This is a genomic window from Mesorhizobium sp. M7A.F.Ca.CA.002.09.1.1 (assembly GCF_003998555.1).
GTDB classification, from domain to species: Bacteria; Pseudomonadota; Alphaproteobacteria; order Rhizobiales; family Rhizobiaceae; genus Mesorhizobium; species Mesorhizobium ciceri.
On sequence record NZ_RZRR01000922.1, the window covers coordinates 1 to 2,166 of the forward strand.

1 protein-coding gene is annotated in these 2,166 nt (G+C 63.3%); it reads left to right on the forward strand.

Annotated elements, in window-relative coordinates:
- Nucleotides 1–2,166, forward strand: a 2,166-nt coding sequence (locus EN994_RS28365; RefSeq protein ID WP_281060209.1) for a glutamate synthase central domain-containing protein, incomplete at both ends; no start/stop codon positions are given.

Here is a 2,166-nt window from a genome sequence, read left to right on the forward strand (position 1 = left end):
CCGTACTGGCCCGCCGGCGTGCTGGTGCAGCTTCCCGACCAGTTCTTCCGTGACGAGATGGCAGCCCAGGGCATCGAGCTGCCGCCGGCGGGCCAGTACGGCGTCGGACACTGGTTCATGCCGCAGGACGCGGCCCTTCGCGCCCATATCGAGGACATCATTGCCGAATCGGCGCAATCCGAGGGACTTCCGCTCATCGGTTTCCGTGACGTGCCCGTCGACAATTCGTCGCTGTCGAAGGCGCCCGACATCGTGGCATCCGAGCCGTTCCATCGGCAGATCTTCATCGGCCGCACGCCAGACATTACCGATGACGAGGAATACGAGGCCAGGCTCTATCTGCTGCGCAAGGTCATCTCGGGCCGCATCTATGCCGAGAACGACAACAAGGACATCGGCGCCTATTGCGTGTCGCTGTCGGCGCGCACCATCGTCTACAAGGGCATGTTCCTGGCTTATCAGGTCGGGGCCTACTACAAGGACCTCAAGGACCCGCGCTTCGAAACCGCGCTGATCCTCGTCCACCAGCGCTTCTCGACCAACACGTTCCCGTCATGGAAGCTGGCGCATCCCTACCGCATGGTCGCCCACAATGGCGAGATCAACACCGTGCGCGGCAACAACAACTGGATGGCTGCGCGCCAGGCGTCGGTCGATTCCGAACTGTTCGGCAACAACATCTCGAAGCTGTGGCCGATTTCCTATGACGGCCAATCCGACACCGCCTGCTTCGACAATGCGCTCGAGTTCCTGTTCCAGGGCGGGTACAGGCTCAGCCATGCCATGATGATGCTGATTCCGGAAGCCTGGGCCGGCAACAAGCTCATGGATGCCGATCGCAAGGCCTTCTACGAATACCATGCGGCATTGATGGAGCCGTGGGACGGACCGGCGGCGGTGGTCTTCACCGATGGCCGCCAGATCGGCGCCACGCTCGACCGCAATGGCTTGCGCCCGGCACGCTACATCGTCACCGACGATGACCGCGTCATCATGGCCTCGGAAGCCGGCGTGCTGCCGGTGCCGGAGGAGAAGATCGTCAAGAAGTGGCGGCTGCAGCCCGGCCGCCTGCTGCTGATCGACCTGGAGAAGGGGCGCATCGTCTCCGACGAGGAGCTCAAGTCGGAGATCGCGACCAAGCATCCCTACAAGACCTGGCTCGCCAACACGCAGCTGATCCTCGAAGATCTGAAGCCGGTCGAACCGCGCGCGTTGCGCAAGGATGTCAGCCTGCTCGATCGTCAGCAGGCATTCGGCTACAGCCAGGAGGACACCAAGCTGTTGATGTCGCCTATGGCGACGACAGGCCAGGAAGCGGTGGGCTCGATGGGCACCGACACGCCGATCTCGGCGATGTCGGACAAGTCGAAGCTGCTCTACACCTATTTCAAGCAGAACTTCGCCCAGGTCACCAACCCGCCGATCGACCCGATCCGCGAGGAGCTGGTGATGAGCCTGGTGTCCTTCATCGGGCCGCGGCCCAACATCTTCGACCTTGTCGGCAATTCGCGCCGCAAGCGGCTCGAAGTGCGCCAGCCGATCCTGACCAATGGCGATCTCGAGAAGATCCGCTCCATCGGCCACACCGAGGACCGTTTCGACACCAAGACGATCGACATCACCTATGGCTCCGCCGAAGGCGCCGCGGGCATGCAGGGCGCCATCGATCGGTTGTGCGAGCGGGCGGAGGCGGCGGTTGCCGGCGGCTACAACATCATCATCCTGTCCGACCGCCAGGTCGGGCCCGACCGCATCGCCATCCCGGCGCTGCTGGCGACGGCGGCGGTCCATCATCACCTGATCCGCAAGGGGCTGCGCACCTCGGTCGGCCTCGTCGTCGAATCCGGCGAGCCGCGCGAAGTGCATCATTTCTGCTGCCTCGCCGGCTATGGCGCCGAGGCGATCAATCCCTACCTCGCCTTCGACACGCTGCTCGACATGCACAAGCGCGGCGAACTGCCGAAGGAAGTGGACGCCTACGAAGTCGTCTCGCGCTACATCAAGTCGATCGGCAAGGGCATCCTCAAGGTGATGTCCAAGATGGGCATCTCGACCTACCAGTCCTATTGCGGCGCGCAGATTTTCGACGCCATCGGCCTGAAGACCGATTTCGTGCAGCAATACTTCACCGGCACCGCGACGCTGATCGAAGGCGTCGGCCTGGAC